The sequence below is a fragment of the Sorangium sp. So ce117 genome (assembly GCF_051524395.1).
Classification (GTDB): Bacteria; Myxococcota_A; Polyangia; order Polyangiales; family Polyangiaceae; genus Sorangium; species Sorangium cellulosum_B.
Genome location: NZ_CP150309.1, coordinates 12,722,186 through 12,747,781, shown reverse-complemented (window position 1 = coordinate 12,747,781; position 25,596 = coordinate 12,722,186). Strand labels below are relative to the sequence as shown.

The 25,596-nt window shown below is 69.2% G+C and carries 23 protein-coding genes and 1 pseudogene; 13 read left to right on the top strand and 11 right to left on the bottom strand.

The annotated features are described in order from the left end of the window. Positions 1-92 precede the first annotated feature (92 nt). Positions 93-1,775 (top strand): DEAD/DEAH box helicase, encoded by a 1,683-nt coding sequence (locus WMF46_RS47880; RefSeq protein ID WP_437983367.1) that lies wholly within the window; start codon positions 93-95, stop codon positions 1,773-1,775. A 27-nt stretch (positions 1,776-1,802) separates the two neighbouring features. Here the strand turns inward: WMF46_RS47880 and WMF46_RS47875 are convergent, their stop codons facing one another. Further along, on the bottom strand, positions 1,803-2,378 hold the full coding sequence (locus tag WMF46_RS47875) for a hypothetical protein (protein WP_437983366.1): 576 nt from the start codon (positions 2,376-2,378) through the stop codon (positions 1,803-1,805). Between the two features lie 193 nt (positions 2,379-2,571). On the opposite strand from WMF46_RS47875, the gene WMF46_RS47870 reads away from it, so the two are divergent. After that, positions 2,572-3,768 (top strand): FAD-dependent monooxygenase, encoded by a 1,197-nt coding sequence (locus WMF46_RS47870; RefSeq protein ID WP_437983365.1) that lies wholly within the window; start codon positions 2,572-2,574, stop codon positions 3,766-3,768. Between the two features lie 34 nt (positions 3,769-3,802). Here WMF46_RS47870 and WMF46_RS47865 read toward each other — a convergent pair whose 3' ends face one another. The 3 genes and pseudogenes from WMF46_RS47865 to WMF46_RS47855 all read right to left on the bottom strand — a co-directional run. Then, the gene (locus tag WMF46_RS47865; protein ID WP_437983364.1) at positions 3,803-5,161 is read right to left on the bottom strand and encodes an LLM class flavin-dependent oxidoreductase; all 1,359 of its coding nucleotides are present in this window, start codon (positions 5,159-5,161) and stop codon (positions 3,803-3,805) included. 300 nt (positions 5,162-5,461) lie between these two features. Further along, on the bottom strand, positions 5,462-7,906 hold the full coding sequence (locus WMF46_RS47860; RefSeq protein ID WP_437983363.1) for a cellulose binding domain-containing protein: 2,445 nt from the start codon (positions 7,904-7,906) through the stop codon (positions 5,462-5,464). 698 nt (positions 7,907-8,604) lie between these two features. Then, positions 8,605-8,760, bottom strand: a pseudogene (locus WMF46_RS47855) (nitrilotriacetate monooxygenase); the annotation flags it as partial. A gap of 35 nt (positions 8,761-8,795) precedes the next feature. Between WMF46_RS47855 and WMF46_RS47850 the strand changes: the two are divergent. The 3 genes from WMF46_RS47850 to WMF46_RS47840 all read left to right on the top strand — a co-directional run bounded on the left by WMF46_RS47850 (position 8,796) and on the right by WMF46_RS47840 (position 9,920). Next, positions 8,796-9,230 (top strand): fosfomycin resistance glutathione transferase, encoded by a 435-nt coding sequence (locus WMF46_RS47850; RefSeq protein ID WP_437983362.1) that lies wholly within the window; start codon positions 8,796-8,798, stop codon positions 9,228-9,230. Between the two features lie 46 nt (positions 9,231-9,276). Next, positions 9,277-9,519 (top strand): hypothetical protein, encoded by a 243-nt coding sequence (locus WMF46_RS47845; RefSeq protein WP_437983361.1) that lies wholly within the window; start codon positions 9,277-9,279, stop codon positions 9,517-9,519. A gap of 68 nt (positions 9,520-9,587) precedes the next feature. Continuing rightward, a complete protein-coding gene (locus tag WMF46_RS47840) occupies positions 9,588-9,920 on the top strand; it encodes a hypothetical protein (RefSeq protein ID WP_437983360.1) in 333 nt (110 codons plus the stop codon). Positions 9,921-10,016: 96 nt separating this feature from the next. On the opposite strand, the gene WMF46_RS47835 is transcribed toward WMF46_RS47840, so the two are convergent. Further along, on the bottom strand, positions 10,017-11,264 hold the full coding sequence (locus WMF46_RS47835) for an MFS transporter (protein WP_437983359.1): 1,248 nt from the start codon (positions 11,262-11,264) through the stop codon (positions 10,017-10,019). Positions 11,265-11,338: 74 nt separating this feature from the next. Between WMF46_RS47835 and WMF46_RS47830 the strand changes: the two genes are divergently transcribed. From WMF46_RS47830 to WMF46_RS47810, 5 genes are all read left to right on the top strand, one after another. After that, on the top strand, positions 11,339-12,289 hold the full coding sequence (locus WMF46_RS47830; protein WP_437983358.1) for a LysR family transcriptional regulator: 951 nt from the start codon (positions 11,339-11,341) through the stop codon (positions 12,287-12,289). Between the two features lie 160 nt (positions 12,290-12,449). Beyond that, positions 12,450-13,904, top strand: a complete 1,455-nt coding sequence (locus WMF46_RS47825) for a tetratricopeptide repeat protein (RefSeq protein WP_437988017.1) — start codon at positions 12,450-12,452, stop codon at positions 13,902-13,904. Positions 13,905-13,914: 10 nt separating this feature from the next. Next, on the top strand, positions 13,915-14,253 hold the full coding sequence (locus tag WMF46_RS47820; protein ID WP_437983357.1) for a hypothetical protein: 339 nt from the start codon (positions 13,915-13,917) through the stop codon (positions 14,251-14,253). 130 nt (positions 14,254-14,383) lie between these two features. Further along, positions 14,384-15,223 carry an N-acetyltransferase gene (locus WMF46_RS47815; RefSeq protein WP_437983356.1) on the top strand — a complete coding sequence of 280 codons (840 nt, stop codon included), beginning with the start codon at positions 14,384-14,386 and terminating at the stop codon, positions 15,221-15,223. Positions 15,224-15,281: 58 nt separating this feature from the next. Beyond that, positions 15,282-15,878, top strand: coding sequence for a DUF4291 domain-containing protein (locus tag WMF46_RS47810; RefSeq protein WP_437714254.1), 597 nt, complete (start codon positions 15,282-15,284; stop codon positions 15,876-15,878). Here WMF46_RS47810 and WMF46_RS47805 read toward each other — a convergent pair. After that, entirely contained in the window at positions 15,865-16,482 is a 618-nt protein-coding gene (locus WMF46_RS47805) for a hypothetical protein (protein WP_437983355.1), read from the bottom strand. The two genes, WMF46_RS47810 and WMF46_RS47805, sit on opposite strands and share 14 nt — an antisense overlap. A gap of 286 nt (positions 16,483-16,768) precedes the next feature. On the opposite strand from WMF46_RS47805, the gene WMF46_RS47800 reads away from it, so the two are divergent. From WMF46_RS47800 to WMF46_RS47790, 3 genes are all read left to right on the top strand, one after another. Beyond that, positions 16,769-17,608: an N-acetyltransferase gene (locus WMF46_RS47800; RefSeq protein ID WP_437983354.1), complete on the top strand. Its 840-nt coding sequence runs from the start codon at positions 16,769-16,771 to the stop codon at positions 17,606-17,608. Positions 17,609-17,702: 94 nt separating this feature from the next. Beyond that, positions 17,703-18,401, top strand: a complete 699-nt coding sequence (locus WMF46_RS47795) for a hypothetical protein (protein WP_437983353.1) — start codon at positions 17,703-17,705, stop codon at positions 18,399-18,401. 204 nt (positions 18,402-18,605) lie between these two features. Further along, a complete protein-coding gene (locus WMF46_RS47790) occupies positions 18,606-19,664 on the top strand; it encodes an AraC family transcriptional regulator (protein ID WP_437983352.1) in 1,059 nt (352 codons plus the stop codon). Here WMF46_RS47790 and WMF46_RS47785 read toward each other — a convergent pair. The 5 genes from WMF46_RS47785 to WMF46_RS47765 all read right to left on the bottom strand — a co-directional run bounded on the left by WMF46_RS47785 (position 19,640) and on the right by WMF46_RS47765 (position 25,311). Continuing rightward, a complete protein-coding gene (locus WMF46_RS47785) occupies positions 19,640-20,935 on the bottom strand; it encodes a tyrosinase family protein (protein WP_437983351.1) in 1,296 nt (431 codons plus the stop codon). The genes WMF46_RS47790 and WMF46_RS47785 overlap by 25 nt on opposite strands. Positions 20,936-21,032: 97 nt before the next feature. Then, positions 21,033-21,821: a hypothetical protein gene (locus tag WMF46_RS47780; protein ID WP_437983350.1), complete on the bottom strand. Its 789-nt coding sequence runs from the start codon at positions 21,819-21,821 to the stop codon at positions 21,033-21,035. After that, a complete protein-coding gene (locus WMF46_RS47775; protein WP_437983349.1) occupies positions 21,809-22,321 on the bottom strand; it encodes a hypothetical protein in 513 nt (170 codons plus the stop codon). The genes WMF46_RS47780 and WMF46_RS47775 overlap by 13 nt, the downstream gene beginning before the upstream one ends. Before the next feature lie 320 nt (positions 22,322-22,641). After that, the gene (locus WMF46_RS47770) at positions 22,642-23,838 is read right to left on the bottom strand and encodes a 5-methylcytosine restriction system specificity protein McrC (protein ID WP_437983348.1); all 1,197 of its coding nucleotides are present in this window, start codon (positions 23,836-23,838) and stop codon (positions 22,642-22,644) included. Next, entirely contained in the window at positions 23,839-25,311 is a 1,473-nt protein-coding gene (locus WMF46_RS47765; protein WP_437983347.1) for an AAA family ATPase, read from the bottom strand. Positions 25,312-25,596: the final 285 nt, after the last annotated feature.

Below are 25,596 nucleotides of genomic sequence, written 5' to 3'. Positions count from 1 at the left end.
TCCCTCGTTGCATGGCGTGCGGGAGCTGCCGATCGCCGATGAGCACGGACTGGGGTTCCGGGCTATGGTGCGCGACGCACGCGCGAGAGCTCATGACCACCCCCGCGACCGCCTCAGCACCGATGGGCCCCGGCGCCCCCGCCCTCCGCCCTTACCAGCGCGCCGCCGTCGATGCCGTCCTCGCGGCCCGCAGGCGCGGCGTCCGGCGCATGGTCGTGTGCCTCCCCACCGGCGCTGGCAAGACGGTCATCTTCTCCCATCTCGCCCGCCTCGCCAGGCGGCAGGTCCTCGTCCTCGCCCACCGCGAAGAGCTCCTCTTCCAGGCCAAGGACAAGATCGAGCGCGCCCTCGCCGGACAGGCCACGGTCGCCGTCGAGCAGGGCGAGCTCCGCGCCCCGGCGGACGCGCGCGTCATCGTCTGTTCTATACGCTCCCTCCACGAGAAGCGGCTCGAACAGGTCACCGGCGGCCGCGATATCGGCCTCGTGATCTACGACGAATGCCACCACGCCCCCGCCGACGACAACCGCCGCGTCCTCCGCCAGCTCGGCGCCTTTGACCCCGCGTGGACAGGCACCCTCCTCGGGTTCACCGCCACGACGGCCCGCGGCGACGGCAAAGGCCTCGACGATGTCTTCGAGGCGATCGTCTACAGCCGCTCCCTCACCGAGATGATCGCGGACGGCTACCTCGCCCCCCTCACCGGCTACCGCGTCGCCACCGCCACCGACCTCTCCCCCCTCGACGCCGGCGGACTCGACTTCTCCACGGACGAGCTCGAGGATGCCGTGGACCTGGAGGAGCGCAACGCGCTCGTCGCCCGCTCCATTCAAGAGCTCGCCCGCGACCGACGCACCATCGCCTTTTGCGTCACGGTCGCGCACGCCAGGAACCTCTCGAAGGCGCTCAACCACCTCGGCGTCCGATCCGCCTATGTTCACGGCGACATGCCCTCCGACCTCCGCGGCCGGATCCTCGCCGATTTCCGGGAAGAGCGCGTGCAGGTCCTCACCAACGTCGCTGTCCTCACCGAGGGCTTCGACGACCCCGGCGTCTCTTGCATCGCCATGGCCCGCCCCACCCGCTCGGATGGGCTTTATGCCCAGTGCGTCGGGCGCGGCACGCGCCTGCATCCAGGCAAGAAGGATTGCCTCATCCTCGACTTCGTCGACCTCTCCTCGCTCCAGCTGTGCACGCTGCCCTCGCTCTTCGGCATGCCCCGCGACCTCGATCTCGAGGGCAGGGACGCGTCGGAGGCGAGCCGCTTCTTTCGGCAGGTGACCTTCGACTACCCCGGGTTCGAGGTCGAGGCGGGCCGCATCACGCTGCGCGAGATCCAGGAGCGCGCCGCGCACTTCGATCCGCTGAGCCTCCGCGTCGACCCCGAGGTGATGGCCATCTCGCGCAATGCGTGGGCCTCTCTCGGCCGCTTCGGGCTCGCGCTCCATTACGAGAGGAAGCCCGGCGCGATCAGCGAGGTCGTCGTCCTCGCCCGCGGCGCTCGCGGGAAGCGGTGGCACGTCCTGCTGGACGGAAGGCAGGTCGAGCGCTTCTCCACCCTCGAAGAGGCGGTGGCCGCGGTCGATTACGAGGTCGCGCGCCGCGGCCCCGCGGCCGGGGCCTCGGCGCGCCACGACGCGGCATGGCGCAGGGGGAAGCCCCCCGTGCCCCTGCCGGCCGAGCCCCCGAAGGGCCATCCCCCGCCGAGGACCATGGAACAGGCCATGATCCTCGCGGTGTGGGCGAGGGTCACCGCGCCGCGCGAGGAGCGATGAGTCGACCAGGACCTTCATCGCGAACGCTCAAGATCCCCTCTTCGCGGTCGCCTTCCCCGCCTTCTTCGCTGGCGCCTTCTTGACCGCCTTCTTCGCCGGCGCCTTCTTGACCGCCTTCTTCGCCGGTGCCTTCTTCGCCGGCGCCTTCTTCACCACCCGCTTCGCCGCCGCCTCGCCCCGCTTCCGCCGCTCGCCCGGCACCTTCCCGATGCGCGGATCGCCCGCCTCGATGAGCGCGCAGGCCCGCAGCGCGGCTTCCTCGAAATCGGGCGCCTCCGCCGGGAGCACCTGCCAGCCTGTCACCCCGCTACCGAGCACCTCGATGCTTCGCATGCTCGGAAACTCGGGGCGCAGGGCCGCGTGGTGCTCCGCCGTCGTGGCGAGCCAGACGCCGTTGTCCTGCGCGGGCGCGGGCTTGTCGCGCAGGACGAGGACGATCTTGTTCTCCACATAGACCGCCAGGCAGCCGAACATCCGCCGCGTCTCGGGCCCGAGCGGGGCGAGCGCGTCGAGCACGAACTCGTGGGGTACCAGCTCGCGCTTCCTCGCGGCGAACACGTCGTCCGCCGGCGCGACTCGGCTGCTCCCGCTGCGCTTGATCATGGCGACCAGGATAGACGAAGCGGCGGCCGAACGCACCGCCAGGCCGGCGCCTGCACGACGCTCCGGGGATACCAAGGGCCCGAGCCCCGCCGAGCGGACCGCGACGCCACAGCCCGGCGATGCTCCAGCCGCGGTGAGGCTCCGGCGAACCGGACGGGGTTGACACCTGCGCCCGCCCGGTGACACTCCACCGGTGGAACATCGGACGGTCTTGATCTCGGGTGCGAGCATCGCCGGTCCCGCGCTCGCCTTCTGGCTAGCGCGCTACGGAGTCCGACCCGTCGTCGTGGAACGCGCCGCCTCGCTCCGGCTCGGCGGGCAGAACATCGACGTCCAGGGAGCGGCGCGGAAGATCGTGCGCCTGATGGGGATCGAAGGCGACATCCGAGCCGCCACGACGGGGGAGCTGGGACTCCGCTTCGTCGACGAACACGACGTGACCAGGGCCGAGTTCCCCGCGGAGACCTCGGACACCGGTGGGTTTACGAAGGAGCTCGAGATCCTCCGCGGTGACCTCGCCAGGATCCTCTACGACCGCACCCGAGACACGACGGAGTATGTCTTTGGCGACCAGATCACGGGCCTCCGGGACCATGGCGACCGGGTGACGGTTTCGTTCGAGCATGGCGCGGCGCGGGAGTTCGACCTCGTGGTCGCCGCCGATGGCATCCGCTCGCGAACCCGTACGCTCATCGTCGGCGATGAGCCCAGGATTCGCCCGCTCGACCTGTATGCCAGCTACTTCACGATCCCCCGCGGAGCATCCGACAGCGCCTGGGCGCGCTGGTACCACGCCCCCGGCGGGCGATCGATGCTCCTGCGTCCAGACAACACGGGTACCACCCGGGCGTCGCTCTGGTTCCTGTCGCCCCCGCGCGGCTATGAAAGGTTGAGCGCCGCCGAGCAGAAGGCGGTCATCGCGCGCGTCTATGCCGGCGCCGGCTGGGAATCGCCGCGGGTGCTCGCGGCGCTGGCAGACGCCGAGGACGTCTATTTCGACGCGGTCAGCCAGGTCATGGCGCCACGCTGGTCCCACGGTCGCGCCGCGCTCGTGGGTGACGCTGCGTATTGCCCGTCGCCGGTCAGCGGGATGGGCGCGAGCCTCTCTCTCGTCGGCGCTTACGTGCTCGCGGGAGAGCTGTCGCGGCACGCCGGCCATCGAGACGCCTTCGCGGCCTATGAAAAGCTCATGCGCCCCTATGTCGACCTGGCCCAGAAGCTCCCGCCAGGCGTCCCCTGGATCGCGCACCCGAAGTCGAGGCTCGGGGTCTCGCTCCTTCACCGGGTCCTCTGGCTCGCTTCCACTCCCCTGTTGCAGCGCCGCGAGGGGTGGTTCGGCTCCTCCGCGGCCGACAAGATCGAGCTCCCCGATTACTCGATCAGAGGCTGACAGCCGCGCGGTCCAGCGAGCGGCCGGCGCTCGCTCAGGCCGCGCCGGCTGCGCGCCGGGCGAATCGGCTCTCGGGGCGCGGCAGCCCCAGGTTCTCGCGCAGCGTGCGGCCCTCGTACTCGGTGCGGAAGAGGCCGCGGCGGCGCAGCTCGGGGAGCACCAAGGTGATGAAGTCGGTGAGCCCGCCGGGCAGGTGGGGCGGCATCACGTTGAAGCCGTCGGCGGCGTCGTTCAACAGCCACTCTTCCATCAGGTCGGCGATGGTCTCCGGCGTGCCCACGAGCTGCTTGTGCCCGCGCGCCCCGGCGATCCGGAGGTAGAGCTGGCGGATGGTGAGGTTTTCCCGCCGCGCGATATCGAGGAGCAGGGCCTGGCGGCTCTTGCCGCCGTTGCTGACGGGGAGCTCCGGTATCGGACCGTCGACAGGGTACTTCGAGAGGTCGAATCCCCCGATCATCCCCGACAGCAGCGCGAGCCCCACGGTCGGATGGACCAGGTCCTGGAGGGCGTCGAACTTCGCCTGCGCCTCGGCCTGGGTGCGCCCGACGACCGGGAAGAGGCCGGGCATGATCTTCAGGTGCTCGGGGCTGCGCCCGTACTTGGCCAGGCGTCCCTTCACATCCGCGTAGAAGGCCCGGGCGTCCGCGAGGGTCTGCTGGGCGGTGAAGATGACCTCCGCGGTGCGCGCGGCCAGCTCCTTGCCCGGCTCCGACGAGCCCGCCTGCACGCGAACCGGGTACCCCTGCGGCGAGCGCGCCACGTTGAGCGGCCCGCGCACGGAGAAGTGCTTTCCCTTGTGGTTCAGCGGGTGCAGCTTGTCCGGATCGACGAAGACGCCGGACTCCTTGTCGCGCAGGAAGGCGTCATCTTCCCAGCTGTCCCAGAGCCCCGTCACGACGTCGATGAACTCCTCGGCGCGCTCGTACCTGCGGGCGTGCTCCACGTGGGCGTCCAGCCCGAAGTTCTGGGCCTCGGCCTGGTTGGCCGACGTGACAAGGTTCCAGCCGGCGCGGCCGCCGCTCAGATGATCCAGCGACGCGAACTTGCGCGCCAGGTGATACGGCTCATTGTAGGTGGTGGTGACGGTGGCGATGAGTCCGAGTTGCTCCGTGACCGACGAGAGGGCGGACAGGAGGGTAATGGGCTCGAACGCCGCGGCGTGGGCGCTCCGGGACAGGGAAGCGAGATCGGACGCCCCTCCCCAGACGGCGGCGCTGTCGGCGAGGAAGACGGCATCGAACTTGGCTTCCTCGGCGGCCTGGGCGACCCGCTTGTAGTGCTTGAAGCTGTGACCTCCATCGGCGTGCGCGTCGGGGTGCCGCCAGGCCGCGACGTGGTGACCGGTGGCGGGGATGAACGCGCCGAGCCGAAGCTGCTTGCGGGGTGAGCTCATGAGAAGGGTCCTGGGGCTGGGTCGTGAAGAGGTCAGCCGCCGCGGGCCCGTGGCGGGACGGCGGGCTCGGTCGGCCCTGGTGAACCGACCGTCCGGGGGCCTGGGCAAGCGTCGTGCCGGTACGGGTGCGCCTGAGTGGCCGCCGAGCGGCGCAACGAGAGCCCGTGGGGAAGCACAGGTGCTGCGGAGGTGCTTCCAGGGCAACACCTGACCCCCCTCGATTCATTGGGATTTTCAGCGCAAAGCAGGCGGCGCGCCCCGGCTGGTCCTTGATGCAGGCCAGGGCGCGCCGTCGTCGGCTCAGGGAGCGAGCGCTGTCTTGTCGAGATGACCGAAGTCCCAGGCCACGGAGGAGCCAGGACCGTAGTCGACCGTCACCGGCTCCTGCGCGGCGAGGCGGTCGAAGGCGGCGCGCGGGAGCGTGAATTGAACGGTGTGGAGATCGCCGTTCGGATGGCGAGCCGCGGTGATTCGCTCGGCGCCGACGGTGAGCACCAGGTTGGTGGCGCGGAGGTCGAAGAACTCGGAGCTGGTGAGCGTGAGCTCGACAGCGTCGGATCCGCTGCGCCTCACGCTCTGGATGGCGTTGCCCGCCGTGATCCGCCGCTGCTCGGGAAGGGACGTCCCTGCGGCGCGCGCACGGGCGCTGGGCGGCGCCGCGCTCGACGCAACGGAGGCGAGCTGCCCCGACGCCGCCAGGGCCTCGGTGGTGGCACGGGTCGCGCGGATGTTCGCCAGGTACAGGCTGCTTCCGTCGAGCGGGGTGGTGAAGGTCAGCCGAACCCCGCGCACCGAAGCGAGCGTGGCGCCGCTGAACGAGGACAGCGGAATGCGCGCGGTCGGCAGCGTTGTGCCGCCCCGCGGCGGTGGACCGAGCTCCAGGAACTCATCGATGGCGACGGCGCTCGACCGGGTATCGTCGGCGTTCACGAGCTCCACGAGGAACGACGCCTCGGTCGGGTCGGAGCCCCAGCTGCGGTCGGCGCGAAGATCGAGGGTGTCGTACCCCGTGAGATCGAAGCCCGTGCCTGCTGCGGACCAGTTCGACTGGAAGAACGTCGCGCTGCCCGCGGCCACGTCGTGGATCCAGGCGCCCGAGAGTGAAGGGTCGTGCCCGCTCAAGGGCGTGTGCTCCACCGAGAGCGTGCCGCCGGTTGTGTTCGGCAGTCCGTAGGAGCTCGTGCCTGTCGGATTGATGAAATCCTCGAGCATCAGGCTGTCGGCGGAGCCGCCGCCCGGGTGATAGCCGCGGCGGACGCGGTACGGGACGTCCGGAAAGGGGAAGGCGGGGTCGAACAGGGCGTTCGCGGCCTCGTCGCGCTCCGCGCCCACGTTGGCGGTGAAGAACTGAACGGCCGCCAGGCGACCCGTCTCGCGCTGCGCCGGCGAGCCGTGCTCCAGCGGATCGAAGAGCTCCTCATGGTCGATGCAACCCGTGATCCCGCCGCTGTTCCCGTCCGCGAGCTGCCACTCGCTGTTGTAGTAATTGTGATTGGCGCCCCACACATGATAGAAGGACTTGGAGAGGGGCTCCGGCTCGGAGATGCTCATCATGCGATCGAACGGGCGCATCCCGGGCAGATCGCTCAGGTCCCAGTCGCAGGCCGGAAGGATCACGTTCCAGGCCGTCTGGTCAGCGTTCAGGCGCTGGCCGTTCTGGCCCTGATCGGTCGGGCCGATCTCGAAGATCCCGCGGATGCTCACCGGGCTCTCTATCAGCCCAGGCCAGGGGCTGCCGCTCCGGCGGTACTCGTTGTAGGCGAACCGCACGGCCTCGCCGCCGCGCGAGTGCCCCAGCAAGCCCACCTGGTCGAAATCGATGCGATCGAGCAGATCCACGCCGAGCTCCGGGGGCGTCGGCTCGGCGCCGCTGTCCCAGCGGCTCAGCCGCTCCAGGTGGCGGAGCAGCAGGCGTCCGCGCGGCCCGATGACGAACTCGTCGCTGGGCGAGCCCGACGCGGCATGGATACCCCGGTTCGTGTTGATGGACACAACGAAATAGCCGCGCGCGGCGAGGTCCGCCGCCATGTAGTCGTAGCCGCGATGGTTGGGGACGACGACATAGTTCGCCGGGCACGTCCCCGTCGTGGCATACTGGTTGTTGTTGTCCGTGCGAGGATTCACGCCCGTGCCGCACGTCGGGTGGTTCCCGTGCATGAACACGAGCAGCGGATACTGCTTGCCGGCCTCGAGGCTCGTCGGGCGGTAGAAGGACGCCCAGAGCTCGGTCGCGTAGTCAGGGCTGACCATCGCGTCGATCGCGGCCGGGAACTTGTACTCCGCGATCGCCACGCCGCTGCCCATCGGCGGCAGGTCGCTGCTCACCGACAGCACGACCGGCTCGATCCCCGGGCTCGGGATGCTGGCGCAGAACCCGAACTGGCGGCTGCCCGACGGGGGGATCGCCGCATTGCTGCCTTGGGGCGTGACCGTGATCTGCCCCGTGCTCCCGCTGAACGTGCCGTCCCAGGACGAGAAGATAGCGCCCGGGCCAACGTCGAGCGCGACGCTCCACGTCCCCGTCGTGGCGCTCGGGTGCTGGTTGCTCACGACGATGCGCGCGCAGTACCCCTGAGCCCACTGCGAATCGATCACGCGATCCGCGCTGATCCCGTTCGCGCCCTGCAGCGCGGCCTGCGATGTGCCGATCGACTCCGTCGAGCCGTCGCTGCATGCCGGCAGCAGCGCCAGCGCTGCAGCCGCCGCCCACGTGTTCCATCTGCTCTGGAAGCTGAAGTTGTGCATGGTTCTTACCCAAGTTGGTGATGAAGCGTCCGATCGTCGCGCCTCGTTCGGCAGGGCGACGAACCACCCCGTGCGTCACGACGAGCTGCTGACACTCGAACCGATCTAGCGTCCGGATTCATGGCCTGGCAAGCGCTGAGGATGACCCGATGCGCATGCGCGATGCCGTGATTCAGCCGTGATGCCGGGGCTCACACCTGACGACGCACGCCGCGCGCTCGTGCCGGCGCGGCGGGCGGTCGGTCTCGGTGCGACGAACGCTATTGGCAAACAAAGGAGCCCTGTCAAGCTCAGCAGTGCAAAATCATTTCTCCCATCGCCGGACGGCCGATGGCGGCGCATTGCATAGTCGCTCTTCGACGGCTGCGCCAGTAGGGTTCTTCCGGACTTCAGCACGGATCCTCGTGCGCTTGGCGTACCACCCATCCTCGGCGACATGGATCCATGTGCAAGGAGCGATTTCGTGGTTTAATTTCGAAAACTATCGTGTGAAGTAATGTAAAGGAGCATGAAATTCATTGCGTCCGGGCGCATGGAGCCGCGCGGCCTCGCTCCCGCGCGGCTCGGCGTCGGGACGACATGGCTGGACCAGTACCCCTTGATCGCCTGCGACAGCGTGAGTTCGTCCTCGGTCAGCGGCTGCGGCAGGAGCTGCCCCGCGCTGCCGAACACGAACTTGATCTCGGCACATCTTGTGGCCGCGCCTCGGCGATCCGCAGGTAGAGCTGCCGGATGGTGAGGTTCTCGCGCCGGGCGAGATCGCGGAGCATGGACTGACGGCTCTTGCCGTCGTTGCTGGCGGGGCGCTCCGGCACCGGGTCGTCAACCGGGTGCTTCGAGCGATCGAACGCTCCCGCACGGGCCCGCTGTCGCCTATGCTGCCGGAGCCATGGCGATCGGCGGCATCAACCACGTGACCCTCGCGGTTCGAGATCTCGACCGCGCCGTCCATTTCTACGTCCAGGTGCTCGGGGGAACGCGGCGAGCGCAGTGGGCCAGGGGCGCGTACCTCGAGCTGGGAGCGCTCTGGCTGTGTCTGGAGCTGGACGCGCGCGCCGCTCGGCAGGCCGACGACTCGCACCTCGCGTTCTCGGTCGATGCAGAGGGCTTCGCCTCCCTGGGCGAGGCCATTCGCCAGAGCGGGGCCCGGATCTGGAAAGAGAACCGCTCCGAAGGGGCATCGCTCTACTTCGAAGACCCGGACGGCCACAAGCTCGAGATCCACATCGGCGACCTCCGGACGCGCCTCGCATCCTGCCGCGAGAAGCCCTACGAAGGGATGGAGTTCTTCCACGACGGAGAGAGCGGGGTGCCGGCGCAGTGATGGCGCGCACTGGCGCAATCGCGACGATCGAAATTTGGAGGCAGCGATGAGCCGAAAATCGATTCAGGTGAGCGTTCTAAAGCAGGTCGTAGCAAGCGCCGACCAACAATTCTCTACCAATGACATCTCAGAGGACGAGCGGATGCTTGCGGCCCACCCTGAACTCGCGAGCCATAGCCACTACCACGCGTTCGTCGGCGGCGCGCTGAGCGATCACCATGTGTCGCTCGACATTGTCGAGGTACAGAAGGGGACGTCGCGCGGTTCTCGCTGGCAAAAGCAGGGCTGAAGGACAGGAGCACGTCCACTGTAGCCGCGCTCGAAGAGCTCTGGCTCCAGAACCGAGGAGAATGTCAGATGGTCAAGATCTTTCACGGCGACGACGCCGCTACCCATCAAGCCTTCCAGGAGTGGAGGCGCGCCAATATCGACGGCTTTGATATGACGGAGGGCCCGGCTGGCACGTTCACGATTCACTACACGCAAGACAAGCGGGAAAATCCCGAAGGACGAGGCTGCTGGCATCAGGGTGGCAGCGGCAATGACTATCGAGCAGACAAGGATGGCTGCTACACCACTGCGCGAAAAGTCTGCTCCAACAGCCTGGCGGCTTTGCTCGCTTGGGCAGAGCAGGGCGGGTTCAAGACGAAGAAGTGCGGACATTGCAACACGAAGGAATTCCCGTTTTAAGGAGGTCATGGTGACCACGGCCGTCGCTGGGCTCCCGGCCGTCTTGGTGCTCCCCGGTCCGTGATCGACATCATGGCCGTCAGCTCAGGTGAGCCGTCACGCGCTCGGAGAGGGGCGCGTCGCCGGCCAGAGTCGGACGAGGAGCGCGCTGGCCGCCGCCGACGAGGCGAGGGCCGTCACCGCCAGCCAGCCCCACCGGGCGAAGAGCACGCTGCCCAGCGCGGCGCCGGCGGCCATCCCGACGAACATGCCGACGACGAGCACGGCATTGACACGGCTCCGCGCGCCGGGCTCGATGCCATAAACGATGGTCTGATGCGCCACCAGCGCGGCCTGGATGCCGAGGTCGAAGGCGACGGCGCTGGCGCCGAGCAGCCACAGCCGTCCATGCGCCGACAGCATGGGCGACAGCGCCATGGCGGCGAAGGCCACGAACGAGAGGGCGGCGCCCATGCGCGTCACCCGTTCGGGCCCGCTGCGGTCGGCGATGCGGCCGGCCAGGGGCGCCGCCACCGCGCCGGCCGCCCCGGCCAGGCCGAAGGCGCCCGCCACCGCGCTGCCGAGGTGGAACGGCGCGCCGTGCAACATCACGGCGAGCGTGGACCAGAACGCGCTGAACCCCACCGACAGCAGCCCCTGGGCCAGCGTCGCGCGGCGCAGGGCGCCGTGGCGCTTCCACAGCTCGGCCAGGGAGCCGAGCAGCGCGGCGTAGCTCAGCTGCGTGGTCGGCTTGAAGCGCGGCAGGCTGCGCCACATCGCCGCGCCGAGCAGCGCGATGCTGGCCGCGGCGGCGACGAACACCGCGCGCCAGCCGAAATTCTCCGCCACGAAGCCGCTGATCACGCGGGACAGCAGGATGCCCAGCAAGAGGCCGGTCATCACGGTGCCGACCACCTTGCCCCGATGCGCCTCCGGGGCCAGCGTCGCGGCGGCGGGCACGATGTCCTGCGCCAGGGTCGCGGCCAGGCCGGTGACCAGGCTGGCGACCAGCAGCGTGCCGATCGCGTGCGCGGCGCCGCCGAGCAGCAGCGCGGCCGCCAGCAGGGCAGCCTTGGCCAGGATGATGCGCCGCCGGTCGTAGCGGTCGCCGAGCGGCGCAAGCAGCAGGATGCCCAGCGCATAGCCCAGCTGGGTGAGCGTGGGCACGAGGCCGAGCGCGCGGTCAGAGGCGCCGATCTCGGCCCCCAGCACGCCGAGCATGGGCTGGCTGTAGTAGATCGAGGCCACGGCCAGGCCCGCGCCGGTGGCCAGCAGCAGCACCAGGGCGGCGGGCAGGGGCGGCGCGGACGCGGCGGGCGGCGGCTGGGTGGCGGGGGGTGTATGCGTCAACTGAATGGCGTGCATGGTACACCTAGGTTGGGACGCATCGCTCCAGCGCTGTAGTGGCATGGAGCGCACGATGGTTATACCTTCGGCGTATGACCAGGCCGGCACCTCCCTCGCCCTCGTCGCTGGACGACATCGGCTTGCTGCAGACCTTCGTGAGGATCGTCGAGGCCGGCAGCCTGTCGGCCGCGGCCACCCTGCTGGGGACGACGCAGCCCACCGTGAGCCGGCGCTTGCAGGCGCTGGAGCGCTCGCTGGGCCTGCCGTTGCTACAGCGCTCCACGCACACGATGAAGCTGACCGAGGACGGCGAACGGTGCTTCGAGCGCGCCAAGGCGCTGCTGGCCAGCCTGGAGGCGTTCGCGTCGGACATGCGAGGCGACCGCGACCAGCCCGACGGGACGCTTCGCGTGGTCGTGCCGCACGCGTTCGGCCAGCACCAGCTGGTCAAGCCGCTGGCCGACTACCTGCGCCGCTACCCGCGCGTCTCGGTCGAGTGGCTGCTGCACGACGGGCAGCCGAACTTCATCGCCGACGGCATCGACTGCGCCATCCTGGTCGGCGCGGTGGCCGATCCGGCCGTGGTGGCGATCCGCCTGACCGAGGTGCCGCGCATCGTGGCCGCCGCGCCCTCGGTGCTGGGCCGGGCCGCGCGGCCGGCTCATCCATCGGACCTGGCCGACATGCCCTGGCTGGCGTTGCGCACCTACTACCGCGACACGATCACGCTGACCCACGCGTCGGGCGGTGAACGGGTCGAGCTCGCGATCCGCCCGCGCATGAGCACCGACAGCCTGTATGCCCTGCGCAGCGCCGCGCTGATGGGACTCGGCGTCTGCGTGGCCTCGTCCTGGCTTTTGACCGACGACCTGGCGCAGAAGCGGCTGCTGCACCTCGCGCCGTCGTGGCAGGCGGATCCGCTGCCGGTCCACCTGGTCTATCCCCATGCCCGCTTCTATCCGGCCCGGCTGCGTCGCTTCATCGAGGTGATGCGGGAGTCCGTACCGGCGGTGGTCGACGGCGCGGCCGCGCGACGCGGCTGATCGATCGGTGCGTGCCCAGGCCCGAGCGTCGAGCAGGCTGCCCTCGCGCGTCGATCAGTCGCGGGTCTCTGGACGCGGCGACCTTGGAGCGACGGGTTGGCCATGGCCTCCGAGCAAAAGTCACCACCGGTGGTTTCACCTGACACCGCCGAACAAGCCGATGAAACTGCCCCGAACGAAGAAGAAGACACGCGGGAAGCCGGAGATAGGCCATGCGCCACGATCGATCGCGACGCTCGGCCGGCGAGCAAGGATGCGATCTTGCCGTGCCGAACGGGCAGAGGTAACAGGTCCACCACGTCCTCTCCTTCGCCCCCGTCGAGCCCTGTCGTCGAGACACTCCTTTATGCCCTCATTGTTCTCACTCTGGAGTCGCGCTCTCGCCGCTTTCGGTATTTACACGAGCACGGGAGACGTCGCGTTCGAGGAGGACCGAGTCATCTTGCGAGATCTGCATCGTGCGAAGGCGTTTCCGCAGGAGCCGAGAGAGCCAGGCCGCAGGGAGATAGCGGCATGCGAGCGGTGCGACAGGCCGCTCCGTCAGGTGGTGTTCACGACCGCGGGTCGTGGTGCTCAGGCCGAGATCTGGCGAGAGTACCCGCTGGCTATCGATGGGTGGATGTGCCGAGGGTGCGGGTGGTCGGCGATGCCGCGGTTCCTCAGCGCCGAAGAGTCAGGCCAGTATGGGCGAGAGGCGGCAGCCCACGCGTCGAACGGGCAGTTCGACGACGCGGAGTTCTGGCTCCGGCGAATCATCGGCTCATGGCCAGGCTGCGCGCCAGGCTACGCAGAGCTGGGTCAACTCTCGTCTGCACGCGCCGAGGCGGCTACAGATCCGGAAGCAAAGGAACGCCATCGGTCCGAGGCCGAAGCCTGGTTCCGGCGCGCGGTGCTTGCCGACCCCGACCGCAAGCTCGCAGGAGTGCGCGTTCCTCTGGCGCGGACCCTCGCTCTCAACGGCAAGGAGCGCGACGCGTTCGAGGTGCTGGACGGGCTCCTGTGCGACGCGGCGCTTCCAGCGTCGGTCCGCACCGAAGCGGAGACGCTCGCGACCGATCTCCGCGACGGAAAGGCGCTCTTCTCCCGGGCTGCCGAGATGAGTCGATGCCTCGCGCTCGAACCGCCGTCAAAACCCCTGACAACGGCGGATCGAGACGCTCTGGAGCGAGCCCGGGCGCTGCTCCGGCAGGCGGCCGAGCGAAAGGGCACGTTTCCGACGCTCTGGTTTCTCGGGAAGGTCGAGATGCGACTGGGCGATATGGACGCCGCGCTTGCCGCCTTTCAGCGCGCGCACGCGATCGATCCCGAGCAGCCGGACGGATGTCGCGAGCTCGGCGCCGTCTACCTGGAGCTCGATCGCGCGCACGACGCCCTGCCGGTCGCCCGACGCGCGATCGAGCTTCGGCCCGATGATGCCGGACTGCACTGCAACCTCGCCCTCATCCTCCTGCTGACAGGAGACGTCGAGGGCGCGCTCGCCAAAGCGACCTCCGCACTGTCGCTCGATCCCACCGACGCCATCACGCGTGGCCTGCTGAAGCTGATCGACGACGTCGTCACGGGTCGCCGCCAGCGACCGCGCTCCCTCGCAGAAGCAGAAGGCCGAAAGCGGTGAGGTTCGCTCTATGTCCAAGCTTCGCCTGGTAGCGCACGTTGGTCCCCTGCGGGGTGAGCCTGGCACTCGCCACACCATGGGCACGCTCGGAGGCGCAGGCCGCCTCATGCCACCGGCTGAAGTCGTCTTGATGGAGGTCCTCGACGACGGACCAGCGCTCCTCTACCGCTTCACACGGGACGGCATCTTCGCTGGCGACACATGGCACGAATGCCGCGAGAACGCTGAAGACCAGCTAAAGTTCGAGGTTGGCGATGCAGTCGGCGCCTGGACTGCTGTGCCTTTGGACGTGGAGGATGCCCAGGCATACGCGGTCATTTGGGCACAGCGCACGCATCCAGAGCGCTGACCGTACACCGCTGACGCGGAGCGCTCGCTCGATGTCGTCGATGTCTCTGCGGATGAGGCAGCACGATGCCGCCGAACCGTCGGGCCGCAGTGAGCGTCCGCGCCGCCGTCTCCGGCGCTATCCTTCCCGCGTGACGCCCCGACCCGTCTTCGTCAATCAGGCCCTGTCCGCCCGGCTCGAGGCCACCGAGGCCGCGAAAATCGAGGCGCTCGCGCGCGAGGTCGCCGCGCGGGTCCCGGCGCGGCGCGCCGCCGTCGCCGCCATCGCCGGCGGTCGCGCCGCGTTCGTCGCCCCGCACGCCCGGCTCTCGCGCGCGGTCGGCCTCGGGTTGAGCGGCCCGGTCGAGGCGCGCGACGTCGAGGCGCTCGAGGACTTCTTCGCCTCGCGAGGCACCGCGGCGCGCATCCTTGTCTCTCCCTTCGCCCACCCTTCGCTGCTCGCGCGGCTCGGGGAGCGCGGCTTCCGCCTGGACTCGCTCGACACCGTGCTCGTGCGCCAGCTCGCCCCCGCCGTCGAGGTCCACGCGCCTGAGCCGGCCGCGCACTGCGGCGTGGTCGTGCGGCGCGCCGCGCGCGAGGAGACCTCGACGTGGGTCGCGGCCTCGCTCTCCGCCTTCGCCACACCGGGTGAGCCTCCGTCCGATCGGGCCGACATCTTCGAGGCGAGCTTCCACGTGCCCGGGACGGCGTACTTCCTGGCATCGTCAGCCGCCGGCCCCGTCGCCGGCGTCGGTGCGGTCTACGTGCACGAGCGCGTCGCCCTCCTGTTCGCGGGCGGCACACTCGCGGCCCACCGCGGCCGGGGCGTGCAGCGCGCCCTCATCGACGCCCGCCTCCCGTACGCCCGCGACGCGGGGTGCGACCTCGCCTACTCGGTGGCCGAGGCGGGGAGCACCTCGCAGCGCAACCTGGAGCGCGCGGGCCTCGTCGCCGTCTACTCGCAGGCGATGCTCATCAAGTCCTTCGCCTGAGCGCCGTCTTCAGGGGTAGCCTCCCGTCAGACCCTACCGATCGCGAAGAGTGGATTGCATGCCGAAGCTTCACGAGATCCGAGCGGACTACGACGCGGAGACCATCGTCATGTACCAGGCCTACGCGCCGGCCATCGCCGAGCCTGCGCTCGCTGCCCAGCGCTTCGTCGCCCCGTTCTCGTTCGGTCGCATGACCTGGATCAAGCCGTCGTTCCTCTGGCTCATGCACCGCAGCAACTGGGGGCGCAAGGCCGGGCAGGAGCGGATCCTCGCCGTCCGCATCCGGCGGACGGGCTGGGAGCAGGCGCTCTCCCTCGCTGTCCTCACCTCGCCGGAAGCGACTGTGTTTCGCTCGCCGGACGAGTGGAGCAAGGCGTTTGCCGAAGCCAAGGTCCACATTCAATGGGATACCGAGCGGAACCTGCGAGGCGGCCCGCTGCCTTGCTACAGCATCCAGGTCGGCGTCGGCCGCGATCTCATTCGCGAGTACGCAGAGAGCTGGGTCGTCGCCATCGAGGACCGAACTCCCCTGGTCCGGAAGATGTACCAGCAGATTCAGGCCGGCCACGCGGACAGCGCGGCGAAGTCGCTGCCGCGCGAGAGGCCCTACGCCGTTGATGAGAGGATTGCCAGGCGGCTGCTCATCGACCCATGACGAGGCACGCCGCTTCCGGACACCGAGAAACATGCTCGTATTTCTTCATACTTCCCGCGTTCACGTCGAGACGTTCAGCCGTCTCGTTCGGGACGTAGACGACGCGATTATGGTCCGGCATGAGGTGCAGGAGAGCCTCCTTGCGGATGCGCTGGCGGCCGGCGCGATCACGGACGGCATCCGCTCGGCCACCGCCACGGTCGTTCAGGCGCTCGCGAACGAGGGCGCGAGGGTCATCGTGTGCACCTGCTCGACCCTCGGCGGCGTCGCGGAGGCGGTCCCCGTCTCGGACTGTCTGGTGATGCGGATCGATCGCCCGATGGCAGAGCAAGCCGTCGCGAGCGGCCGCCGGATCCTCGTCGTGGCCGCGCTCCGGAGCACCTTTCAGCCCACCGGGGCGTTGCTGCATCAGATAGCCGCTGACGCGGGGCGCTCGATCGATGTCGTCGAAGTCCTGTGCGAGCGAGCGTGGCGGCTCTTCGAGAGGGGTGACTATCCCGGTTATGCTGACGAGATCGCCAGGACGATCGAAGCAACAGCGCTCCCGGGCGATCTCGTGCTTCTGGCTCAGGCGTCGATGGCCCCCGCGGCCGAGCTGGTCCATCACCTCGGAATCCCTGTTCTGAGCAGCTCGAAATCAGGCGTGGACGCTGCCGTGTCGAGGTGTCGAACGAGAACGCACCACGACGCCGCCGCACGACTCCATGTCGCCCCCGATGCGCCCAGCGCGCCGCTCCGGCCACGCCGGTGAACACGAAGTCGTTCGGCGGGCTTGCGTTGTTCAGGTCGCGTCGACCTCGCCCGCCGTCGGCGAGGCGAGCGACGACCTTGCCCGGCCTTCAGGCCGGAGTGAGCGTCCGCGTCGCCGCCTCCGGCGCTACGCTTCCCCCGTGACGTCCCGACCGGTCTTCGTCGATCAGGCCCTGTCCGCCCGCATCGAGGCCACCGAGGCCGCAAACATCGAGGCGCTGGCGCGCGAGGTCGCCGCGCGGGCTCCGGCGCGGCGCGCCGCCGTCGCCGTCATCGCCGGCGGCCGCGCCGCGTTCGTCGTCCCGCACGTCCGGCTCTCGCGCGCGGCCGGCCTCGGCATGAGCGGCCCGGTCGAAGCGCGCGACGTCGAGGCCCTCGAAGACTTCTTCGCCTCGCGAGGCACCGCGGCGCGCATCCTTGTCTCGCCCTTTGCCCACCCTTCGCTGCTCGCGCGGCTCGGGGAGCGCGGCTTCCGCCTCGACTCGCTCGACACCGTGCTCGTGCGCCACCTCGCCCCCGCCATCAATGTGCACGCGCCTGAGCCGGCCGCGTGCGACGGCATGGCCGCGCGGCGCGCCGCGCGCGAGGAGGCCTCGGCGTGGGTCGCGGCCTTGCTCTCTGCCTTCGCCACGCCGGGCGAGCCTCCGTCCGATTGGGTCGAGCTCGTCGAGACGGGCTTCCAGGTGCCCGGGGCGGCGCACTTCTTGGCATCGTCAACCGCCGGCGCCATCGCCGGCGTCGGCGCGGTCTACGTGCGCGAGCGCGTCGCCCTCCTGTTCGCGGGCGGCACGCTGGCAGCCCACCGCGGCCGGGGCGTGCACCGCGCCCTCATCGACGCCCGCCTCGCATACGCCCACGATCTGGGGTGCGACCTCGCCTACTCGGTGGCCGAGGCGGGGAGCACCTCGCAGCGCAACCTGGAGCGAGCGGGGCTCGTGGCCGTGTACTCGCAGGCGATGCTCATCAAGACCTTCGCCTGAGCGCCGTCTTCGGGACAACCTGAGCAACCGCCTCACACGGTCGGATCGCACGGAAGGCGTCCAGAACATCGTTACCTCGACGGGAACCCAGACCATGTACATTTCCTTGGATTGCATCGATGTGCAACTCAAACCGAAGGACGGTCGTGAACGCGCGGTCCAGACCGACCACCGCTCCGCAGCCGAAATAGCGGCACGACCAGCACTTTCAACCATCATTGGACTGATCCGCTGTCTCAACCCGCGTCGAGCCTATGGCGAGCTCGAGCTGTTCTACAATTGCCTACACGAGCCGCCTGCATTTCTCCGCGACACCATCGCGGCATGCGGAGCTCGGCTCTGGATCGGCGATGACCCCGCGATTCTCGACCAGAGTGTGCCGCCGGCAGCGATCGACGAGAGCGCAGTGTCCCGACTCGCTGACCATGCGATGCGCGAGCTTGCCCACGAGCTCGTGGCAGAAGCGGTCGCGACCGAACCGCTTGGAGTCCTTGAGCTGCTGGAACTGAAAATCGCCGAATCGGGGTTCCCCGAGGAAACGGACATCGCGACATTCTGGACTATCATCTTGGAGCTTGGTGCGCTCGCAGGTGCTGCGATCGGCACGTCCAACGGAGGTGCATGGTTCTATGACGTCACAGGTCAAGGAACGTTACCGCTCAAGTACAGGTGCTCCTTTCGAGGAGAGATGGCCACGGCGAACCCCCTCGGGAAAGCGCTGAAGTTCCTTCGTGAAAAGGGAGATGGAGAGGAGCCTAGCTTTCTCGTCAGAACACTCGGCTCCAGCCCGTGAAGGCTCCGGTTGCCCCGCCCATCGCACCGCTCCGGCCACGCCGGTGAACGCGATGATGGCGGCGCGCTTCGGCGCCGCGCCCGCGAATGGCCCCGGCCGCGAGCCGCCGTCCTCCGTCGCCTGAGGCCTTGACGCGCGCCGTCCCCGCGGGGGCGCGGACTCCTTGCGCCGCCTCTGCCGGGTGCGATTGAATTCGCGGGAGCTATGAGCGACATCTCCGTGAAGGTCTTCCAGGCCGTCGTCGCCGGCGCGGCGGCCGACGGCGTGGCGCCCGCGGAGCTGCTCGCCGCCGCCGGGGTCGATCCAGGGGACCTCGCCGATCCGGACATGCGCTTTCCGCGGGCGATCGAGGCCCGGCTCTGGAGCGAAGCCGCCCGGCTCACCCGCGACGACAGCTTCGGCCTGCGCCTCGCGCAGAGACTGGCGGTGGGCAGCCTCGGAGCGCTCGGGTTCGCGGTGCGGAGCAGCGCCACCCTCGGGGAAGCCTACGCGCGCGCGGCTCGCTACCTCCGCGTCGTGGCCATCGGCCCCTCGCTCGAGATCCAGATCGACGGCGATGTCGCCCGCCTCCGCCACGAGCCGCCCCGGAGCAGCCCGGCGCCCTCGCGCCACGCCGTCGAGTTCTTCCTTGGCAACCTCGTCGTCCTCGCGAGGCGGGGCGCGGACCCGGCGTTCACCCCGCGCGCGGCGCGGTTTCGCCACGCCGCGCCCGCGCGCACCGACGAGCACCGCCGCCTCTTCGGCGCCGGCCTGCGCTTCGGGGAGGCCCACGACGAGCTGGTGATCGAGCGCGCTTTCCTCGCGAGGCCCCAGGCGCACGCCGAGCCCCTGCTCTGCGAGGTGCTCGACCAGCACCTCGCCTCGCTCGCCGCCGCGCTGCCGGCCGAGGCGAGCTTCCTCGAGCGCGCGCGCGCCGCGATCGCGGCCGAGCTCGCCCACGGCGAGCCGGCGCTGCCGGCGATCGCGGCGCGCCTGCGCATGAGCCCGCGCAGCCTCCAGCGGCGGCTCAAGGAGGAGGGCACATCGCTCTCGTCGGTGCTCGATGGGCTGCGCGCCGATCTCGCCGTGCGCTACCTGAGCGAGTCGCGCGACGCGATCTCGGAGATCGCGTTCCTGCTCGGGTTCTCCGAGGTGAGCACGTTCCACCGCGCCTTCAAGCGCTGGACCGGCGTGACGCCGGCCGCCTACCGTCGCGGCGCGGGGCGCCCACCGCGAGAGCTCCCCCGCGCGGCGGCGCGTCACCCTTCGAACAGCACGTCGTAAACGTACGGCAGCGCGTCGTGCGCGGTGAGATCGTCGAGCGTGTACGTCTTTCCGCCGCCGTACCAGGCGCCCTCGCTCGAGGTGAGGGGGTTGAAGCTCCCATCGTCGCCCTGGAGCGGCGGCTTGTCCGCGTGCGTCTTCTCCCATGTGTACCAGTACCGATCGAGCTCGCCGTGGAGCATCCAGAACACGGGGTCGACCGTCAGCTCATTGAAATACGTCACGGTGCCGCGCACGTCCGCGTTCGCCGGATCGAGCCCGCCCGCCCACAGGTGCATCCGGACGTGGGGCATGAAGTTGAAGAGGCCATAGACATCCTTGACGGCGCCGACGAGCTCGGTGTCGGGCGCCGCCCTCTGCGCCTCGACGGCTCCGATCCAGCCGATCTCGAAGAGGGCGTTGGTCGTCTCCGCGCCCTGCTGCGAGCTGCTCGGGGGTCCGCCGAAAGCGTCGACGAGCGTCTGGACGGCCGCGCTGTCCGGCAGCTTCACCTTCAGCACCTCCAGCGCCGACAGCGCCTTTGGATAGTTCTCGATGCGGAGCTCGGGGGTGACGTCGAGCGCATCGTAGAAATCGGCGAACGTGCCCTCCGCAAGGATGCGCCCGACGTGATCGGGCGCCTGCAGCGTATCGAAGACCAGGTTCTTGCCGGGCCAGCGACGGAAGACGATGTCGTAGCGCTCGCCCACCTCCTTGCCGTACCCGGCGTGCCCCTCGGGCAGGCCGGGCGGCACGACGGCCGTCCCGCCCTTGGGCTCGAAGCCGTGGACCCAGTGCGGCAGGTCCTGATCATGCGCCGCGTCCCAGTATGGAATGAACAGGAGATCGGCTTCGCTCGGGTCGACGCCCTCTTCCTGGTCTCGCTGGCGGAGGGCGGCGCGGAGCATCTGCTCCGCCTCGAGGAGGAAGGCGCGGTGCCACGGCAGGAGCCGGTATCCCGACGCCTCGTCCATGACCATGACGGTCATCGGCGAGGTGGCCTGGAGGTCGGCGCCGTGGTGGCGATGCCGGTGGTGGTCGTAGTGCTCGTCGTTGAAGACGTCGAAGAAGCCGTTCGCGACGGCGTACTCGTAGGCTCGCTTGAACCTGTCGATCTCTTCACTGGTCATCGCCGACGCGCTCTTGCGGGCGATCCGCTGGGCTTCCGGGCTCGCGTCGCCGGCGTCCACCGGGCTGTCGGCGCCGCAGCCGAGCGAGAGCCCGAGCCACGCCGCCGACGCCGCCGCGATGATCCCACGCACGAACGCTCGTCGATGCAACTCACGTGTCATGACCTGCCTCCTTCGGACGGGAGCTCCGTCGTTCATGAGGCTTTTATAAAGACGCGAGCGCGCCCTCACATTGGCCGAGCGCGACGAAAGCGTTGGCCTACCGCGCCACCGGGCGGTCACGTCGGCGCGTGGGCGCGTCGTGCTCTCTCGAACGGGCAAATCGGATGGATATAGAGTCGCCGACGGCCAGCGCCGGACGGCCCCAGTCCAGGCATTCGTCCGTGCGGGCGTCTCGCCCACGGACCGAGAACCAGAAATGGCTGGGGACGCGGCTTCGCGTGGGTCCGGCCCAGGTGATCATGGACGTCACATGACCACGGCGCGGCACCCCCGCGACACAGACTCGCCGCGAGTTCAGCTCGACGCGGACGGCGCGTTCTGCGCGCGCGCCAGGCGCACCGAGAGCGCGGCGCGCCATCGCTGTCGCGGTCCTCGAGAGAAGGTCCCGGGCGCTCCGGGAGATGGTCGCGAGTTGCCCTCGTGGATCGCGGAGCATCGGCCCGGCGAACGCGCCCAGCGCGGTACGGACCTGGCGGAGCAGCGTGTCACGATACGACTCGCCGCTCGGCGTGCGTCTCCAGGGGGGGTCGACCGTGTCGGCCTCGAGGACCTCGATCCCGATCTCGTCCCCGACCCTGAGCGCGCGAGAAGGCCACACAAAAAACTCTCGGCGGTCGGAGGCCAACCCGCCGATCCACACGTCGCCGTCCCTGAGCAGCGCCTCCGGAGAGCCGGCGCGCCGCGTGATGATGATCGTCAGAACGCCGGCCGGGCCGACGCCTGCGGTGCAGACCTTCGTTCCATTGACCGAGACACGGAATGCGATCATGGCTCCCCCGCGCGCGCGCTTTGTTAAGTGTACATCCCAATGCGTCACGCGGTCCACCGGATCCTTGCGGCCACGCTCCGCCCCCCCACGAGGGTCGAGCTGCGACTTACGTGACGAGGCCAGAGGGCGCCGGCCATGGCCTGCGTGTGACGAGGACGTCCGCGGCACCGGCGCTTCCCTTTGCGGGGTTCGTTTTCGATCCACGCGCCGGCGCCGACGACGCGCGCGTCCTGCTCGACTTTCACGTGGTGTGCGACGAGCACGCGGACTTCGTGTGGCGCAGCCTGCGCCGGCTCGGCGTGCGCGAGGCGAGACGCGTCGACGCCCTTTAGGACGTCTGCCTCGTCGTCCACCGGCGGCTCCTCGAGTTCAAGCAACGCTCGTGCGTGAAGACGTGGCTGTTCGCGATACTCAGCCGTGTGGCGCGCGATCACCGGCGCCTCGTCCAGCGCAAGGCAGGGCATGAGGAACTGCCCGCAGGCATGATCGACCGCGCGCCACGACCGGCCGAGCCGTTCGAGTGGGTCGACGTGCTGAAGTTCGTCGACGCACTGCAAGTCAGAGTTCGACCCGACTGTCACCAGCCAACGCAGGCTGTATCGCACACGCAAAGCGGACACCGGGCGATTGGAGAAAGAGATGATGTGAGTCCCGCATGCTCTCTCATCAAGCTCCTTTCGTTGGACATCCGTTGCCAATCCAACCCGGGATGAGCAGCCCGGCGTCGTAGCGGCGGACCGGCCCCCGTGCAGCAGCGCGAATTCACTGAGCTCCGAGCGCGAGGGCAGCATGCTCTGGCCGCGTTCACCGCGCTCGCACGCGATCCGACTGCGGAGCTCGCCGCATCCTCCCGCACAGGGGTGGGCATCTCCGACGTCTACCTCGAGGCCGCCGCGGCCGGCGCCGCTGCGACGACCCGCTCGACCATCGACGCCGCGTTGCTCTGCCAGGCACTGACGCTCGTGGCGCACGTGTCGAGCCGGACCACCCGAACCTCGAGCGAGGCCCCGCTTGGAGAGCGAAGCTCGTATATTTCACCTGACATATCGTTCCCCGGCAGGATGAGCGCCGCTCGGCGCGCTCCGGTCAGGAAACAGTACGTCACCATCTGCTGCACGTCGTCCGCGCGGACCTCGTGCTTGAACTTCGCGTCGACCACGATCTGTCCGTCTGGAGAATGACACAGCAGATCGAGCTGCATCGAGCGTCGCTCCGCTTCGCTCCGCGTCCTGGCCGTATACTGCACCACGCGCTTGGGCTCGCAGGCGTGGGGCGCGTCACTGAAGGCGCGTAGGACGGCGCGTTCGAACAGCCGCTCGAGATCGATGACGAACGCGAGGCCCGGGAGCCCAAAGCCGTCGCCGAGACCTCCGTGCTGCAGGATGCAGCGAGCGAGCTCGCTGGCCTCCTGGAAGGCCTCCTGGGAGCGCTGCAGATGCACGCGCGGGCGCAGCAGCGCTTCGGTGACCTCCGCGGGGATGCCCTGAAACAGCCGCGCCGCGGCAGCGACGCCGTCCTCCGCCGCCGTGCGCATGCACGGGTCTGCCACCACGCGGCGGAGCGCCGCCGCGAGGAAACGGTTGAGCGGCGTATCCGCAGCCCGCGTCCAGGTTGCGCATGGAAGCTTGGCGAGGTTATGGCCATCGGCGATGAGCCGGGAGAACTCGATTCGACCCCGGACGCTCGCCCCCCGAACGCTCGCCCGGCGATAGTCCCGGTGGAGCCCGCAGCGCGCACACGCCTGGAGCAGTGCGCCTACATAGAGACGCGCCAGCAGGCTCGCCAGGTCCCCGGTGTCGGCCAGGTGCGGCGCGATCCCGTTCGCCGAGAATGATTGCAGCGTCGGGTCCACATACCCGAGCCACGCGAGCAGCGCGTGCGCAGGGGCCTTGCTCGAGCGGATGCGCAGGAGGCGACCGCCCGGCAACACGACGTGGCCGACCCTACGGACGACGGCGTAACCGCCGCGGCGTCGCTCCAGACGCCCGCGGAGGCGACACTCGAGGTGAGCGAGCTCCCGGTCGGAGAGGCCAGAGAACGTCTCGTTCTCGACAATCTCGAGCGCAGCCATCATCTAAGGCGACGTCGTGGGGATGTCTGCGGTCCATCGCTCCCAGTGCTGACGCACCTCCTTGAGCCCTTCGCGGTCGTGAAACAGGTACTCTTCGAGCAACGGCACGATATCGAGGCGCCAGATCGCTGCGAGGCTCTCCCGCTGGTCGAGCGGGTGGGCCGCGTTGAGGAAGAAGCTGTGTCCGAGGACGTGCTCTTGCCCGATGCGGAGCCGCAGCCATTCGTTCAGCTGCTCCACCGCGCGCACGATCGCGTCGATACCGGGCGCGCTCGCGTTTCGCGAACGCACGATGTCGAGGTCGGGCTGCATATAGATGAATCCGAAGCGCCGCCGCAGAGCGTAATCCATGAGCGCCACGCTGCGATCGACGCTGTTCATGGTTCCGAGCAGGACCAGGTTGGGAGGCACGACCAGCTCGCCGCCCGAGGCGAGGCCTATCGGCCGACCTCGGTACTCGATGGCGTAGAGCGCCTCGCCGAACACGCGGGAGGGGTCGCCCCGGTTGATCTCGTCGACGACCAGCACGTAGAAGCGGTCGGGGTCTTCCCGGGCTGCCTCGCAGATCTGGAGGAGCAGCCCGGGCTGGATGCGGTAGTGGAGGCCAGTGCGCTCGAGGTCAGGCCGCAGACCTTGAACGAAGTCCTCGTAGGCATAGCTCGGGTGGAGTTGCACCATACGGTAGCGCCCCTCGTCGGTATGCTGCGCTTCGCCCGTGAGCGCCTTCGCGATCTCCGCGGCGACAAAGGTCTTCCCGGTGCCCGGCGGTCCATAGAAGATTAGATTGCGCGTCAGCGGCGTCTTCAGCGCGCTCGGGCTCGGCCCGAGGTCGGGACGCAAGCGGGAGTCGACGTCGGCGAAGACCCGCTGCCCGAGCCTGTCGCGAGATGCTTGCCACAGGCTGATGTGCCACGAGCTCTCCTCCTCGTCATCGACTCTCTCTTGGGCATCATCCGGCGGTGATGGCTCCGGCAGATCGACGCGTCCCGCGCTGAGCCGCCGGACCTTCGCCTGCGAGCCGCGGTAGCTCGCGATCGACCACGTCGCCTCGTCGCGCTCGAGTCGGGAACGGCCGGCGGCGGTGATCTGCCACATGCCATGTCCGACGTTCTTCACGTCGCCATCCTTGTTGAGCGCCATGAGCGCCCAAGACGCGCGATATTGGTACACGGGCGTCCCCTGCGGGGCGAGCCGGGTATCCCCGGGCAGCAGAGAGCTACCGAGTTCAACCCCTAGACCCGCCATGAGTTCTCGCTTGCTGGACGGCCCACGCGACAGGATCCGCAGGAGCGGGATCTGATACGCCCGAACACTCGTGACCTCAACCGTCTCGAGCGGAGCACCGATGCCGCCGGTCTCCTCGTCGCTGAGGGACGGCCACTCCTTCGGGGCTACGAGCAGCTCGTTCTGGTGCTTCCGCCAGAAGCGCTCGCCAAGCGGTGTCCACTCCCAGGTGCCCTGAGTGCCTGCCAGCATGCCCACTTTCCGCAGCTCGTTCCGGGTGAATGGGATCCATCGCTTGTTGATAACGTGAGCCCACTGCTGGGGACGGAGTTCGCCCTTGAAGTAGCCATAGATCCGCTCTTCGACCTCGCTCGGGCGCGCACGACCTCCGGCCTCACCGAGTGCCTTGAATATGGGCAGGACCCACGTTCTCGTCTTCACGGGGAGGGACGCCATCTTGGTCTCGATCTGCGCGAGTTCCGCAGCGTGTGTCTTGGGAGGCACGTTCCCTATATATCACTGGAGGCGCGGCGCAGC

What these genes read in the sequence shown, in the direction of transcription:
- WMF46_RS47880 (WP_437983367.1), top strand. Translation starts at nt 93, where the DNA reads ATGACCACCCCCGCGACCGCCTCAGCACCGATGGGCCCCGGCGCCCCC.
- WMF46_RS47875 (WP_437983366.1), bottom strand. Translation starts at nt 2,378, where the DNA reads ATGATCAAGCGCAGCGGGAGCAGCCGAGTCGCGCCGGCGGACGACGTG.
- WMF46_RS47865 (WP_437983364.1), bottom strand. Translation starts at nt 5,161, where the DNA reads ATGAGCTCACCCCGCAAGCAGCTTCGGCTCGGCGCGTTCATCCCCGCC.
- WMF46_RS47860 (WP_437983363.1), bottom strand. Translation starts at nt 7,906, where the DNA reads ATGCACAACTTCAGCTTCCAGAGCAGATGGAACACGTGGGCGGCGGCT.
- WMF46_RS47850 (WP_437983362.1), top strand. Translation starts at nt 8,796, where the DNA reads ATGGCGATCGGCGGCATCAACCACGTGACCCTCGCGGTTCGAGATCTC.
- WMF46_RS47845 (WP_437983361.1), top strand. Translation starts at nt 9,277, where the DNA reads ATGAGCCGAAAATCGATTCAGGTGAGCGTTCTAAAGCAGGTCGTAGCA.
- WMF46_RS47840 (WP_437983360.1), top strand. Translation starts at nt 9,588, where the DNA reads ATGGTCAAGATCTTTCACGGCGACGACGCCGCTACCCATCAAGCCTTC.
- WMF46_RS47835 (WP_437983359.1), bottom strand. Translation starts at nt 11,264, where the DNA reads ATGCACGCCATTCAGTTGACGCATACACCCCCCGCCACCCAGCCGCCG.
- WMF46_RS47830 (WP_437983358.1), top strand. Translation starts at nt 11,339, where the DNA reads ATGACCAGGCCGGCACCTCCCTCGCCCTCGTCGCTGGACGACATCGGC.
- WMF46_RS47825 (WP_437988017.1), top strand. Translation starts at nt 12,450, where the DNA reads ATGAAACTGCCCCGAACGAAGAAGAAGACACGCGGGAAGCCGGAGATA.
- WMF46_RS47820 (WP_437983357.1), top strand. Translation starts at nt 13,915, where the DNA reads ATGTCCAAGCTTCGCCTGGTAGCGCACGTTGGTCCCCTGCGGGGTGAG.
- WMF46_RS47810 (WP_437714254.1), top strand. Translation starts at nt 15,282, where the DNA reads ATGCCGAAGCTTCACGAGATCCGAGCGGACTACGACGCGGAGACCATC.
- WMF46_RS47805 (WP_437983355.1), bottom strand. Translation starts at nt 16,482, where the DNA reads ATGGACCAGCTCGGCCGCGGGGGCCATCGACGCCTGAGCCAGAAGCAC.
- WMF46_RS47795 (WP_437983353.1), top strand. Translation starts at nt 17,703, where the DNA reads ATGTACATTTCCTTGGATTGCATCGATGTGCAACTCAAACCGAAGGAC.
- WMF46_RS47790 (WP_437983352.1), top strand. Translation starts at nt 18,606, where the DNA reads ATGAGCGACATCTCCGTGAAGGTCTTCCAGGCCGTCGTCGCCGGCGCG.
- WMF46_RS47785 (WP_437983351.1), bottom strand. Translation starts at nt 20,935, where the DNA reads ATGACACGTGAGTTGCATCGACGAGCGTTCGTGCGTGGGATCATCGCG.
- WMF46_RS47770 (WP_437983348.1), bottom strand. Translation starts at nt 23,838, where the DNA reads ATGATGGCTGCGCTCGAGATTGTCGAGAACGAGACGTTCTCTGGCCTC.
- WMF46_RS47765 (WP_437983347.1), bottom strand. Translation starts at nt 25,311, where the DNA reads ATGCTGGCAGGCACTCAGGGCACCTGGGAGTGGACACCGCTTGGCGAG.